Below are 1,956 nucleotides of genomic sequence, written 5' to 3' on the forward strand. Positions count from 1 at the left end.
ATCGGATGCACGGGGGGGCGCCATCGTTCTATCGCCGTGGCCTGCCATGTCCGGGACGCCTTGGCCGCCCAAGGATTCGAGCCCATCCTGTTTCATCGCGACATTCACAAGTCTTAATCGGTCGAGTCCTCCCGCAACGCGCGCACTGAACGGCGCTTTGCTTGACACATGTAGGACATGGACTATACTTGGCAATGTCCCACACTGCGTGTGAACTAAAACGAAAAGTCAAGTACAGATCAGGCCCTATAAAGAACTAGGCATAAAGGTCTGTGCTGGAATGTCTTCGATGGAGTGTGTCGAGCGATAGAGGCGGTTCATCTATGTTGGCACAACTACGCAACGTCCTGTCAGCCGATTTTTCAACTCTTCTCTCTTCCAGGCGGCAGCTTATCGGACTCGACATCGGCTCCAGCGCGATCAAATTGGTCCAGTTGAAGGAAGTGAAGGGTCGGTACGTCCTGCAAAAGTGTGCGGTGAAACCGCTTGAGCCGGAGGTCATTGTCGACGGAACCGTCATGGACGAAGGCCGCGTCGTCGCGGCCATTCGGGAGCTCATGTCCGCGTAAGGAATCAAGCACAAACAGGCGGCCATTTCGATTTCAGGACATGCGGTGATTGTGAAAAAGATCAGCCTGCCGCCGATGCCGGATAATGAACTGGCAGAGCAGGTTAAGCTGGCTGCTGAACAATACATCCCCTTTGATATCAATGAGGTCAATCTGGATTTTCATGTGTTGAACGGGACGGACGGCAGTGGGGACGGCGACGGCCAGATGTCGATTTTGCTCGTAGCGGCGAAGAAGGACAAGGTGAATGAGCTCTGCGAACTGGTCAAGACCGCGGGATTGACCCCCAGTGTTATGGACGTGGATGCCTTTGCCATCCAAAACATGCATGAGGTCAATTACCCGATGACCAAGGGAGACGTCACGACGATCGTCAATATCGGTGCCAGCGTGATGAACGTCAATATCGTTCAGAATGGCGCGTCGCTCTTTACCCGGGATATTCCTCTCGGAGGCAATCGTTACACGGAAGCCATTCAAAGAGAATTGGGCCTATCCTTCGAAGAGGCGGAAGAAGTGAAGAAGAGCGAACGTCCGAGCAGCAGCCAAGAGGAGGTCGTTCGGAGCGTCATGGAGAGCCTCAATGCGGAGGTGGCGTCGGAGATCGGGCGCACCATTGATTACTATAAAAGTACGGCTGGAGACGGAGATGTGGAGCGCCTCCTTCTTTGTGGAGGGGGGGCCAAAGCAAGTGGATTACTCGAACAACTTCGTGATCGTATGCGGGTCAAAGTCGAATTAGCCAATCCCTTTCAGGAGATTGACTGCACGGCAGCCGATGTCGATCCTGCCACGCTTGATGAAATGAGCGCCGTTGCCGCGGTGGGCGTTGGCCTTGCGTTGCGTGTAATGGGGGACTGATGATTCGGATCAATCTTATCGCCGGACCTCGGGCCAAGAAAGCGCAACCCGCGCAGTGGGGGGCACGAGCGGAGGCCATGAGTGGGGCCGCCATCATCGGGCTCACGCTGCTGATCGCCTGGTGGTACGTGGGCGCGCTTCAAGAGGAGCGTCAAGCCAAAGAACAGGAGAAGCAGGAAAAGGGGAGACAAATCGCCGCGCTCAAGGAACAGGTCAAGCAAGTTGATGGATTTGAACAAAAGAAGAAGACGCTCGAAGATAAGAATCGGATTATCGATCAGCTCGAAAAATCACGGTCCGGTCCAGTGAAAGTGATGGACCATCTCAGCCGGAGTCTTGATCCGCTGAAGTTGTGGCTGTCGAAGATGTCAATGAAGGAAGGGCGAGTGGAGGTCGAAGGACGGGCGCTTACGAACGATGACATCGTAGAGTTCGTGAATAATCTGCGTCGAACGGAATATTTTACCGCGATTCAACTGATGGAGTCCCGCGCAGCGACCGAAGGCAAGACAGGAGTATTCAGCTT

General features: G+C 54.4%; 2 protein-coding genes and 1 pseudogene. All 3 read left to right on the top strand.

From position 1 onward, the window contains the following. Window positions 1–117, top strand: coding sequence for a RapZ C-terminal domain-containing protein (locus tag ACOSYY_RS02810; protein ID WP_421660754.1), 117 nt, complete (start codon window positions 1–3; stop codon window positions 115–117). 206 nt (window positions 118–323) lie between these two features. Beyond that, window positions 324–1,430 (top strand): annotated as a pseudogene (gene pilM / locus ACOSYY_RS02815) (type IV pilus assembly protein PilM). Beyond that, on the top strand, window positions 1,430–1,956 hold a 527-nt coding region (locus ACOSYY_RS02820), incomplete at its 3' end, for a PilN domain-containing protein (protein ID WP_421660753.1). The pseudogene pilM and the gene ACOSYY_RS02820, both read left to right, overlap by 1 nt.

The sequence above is a fragment of the Nitrospira sp. BLG_2 genome (assembly GCF_049222245.1).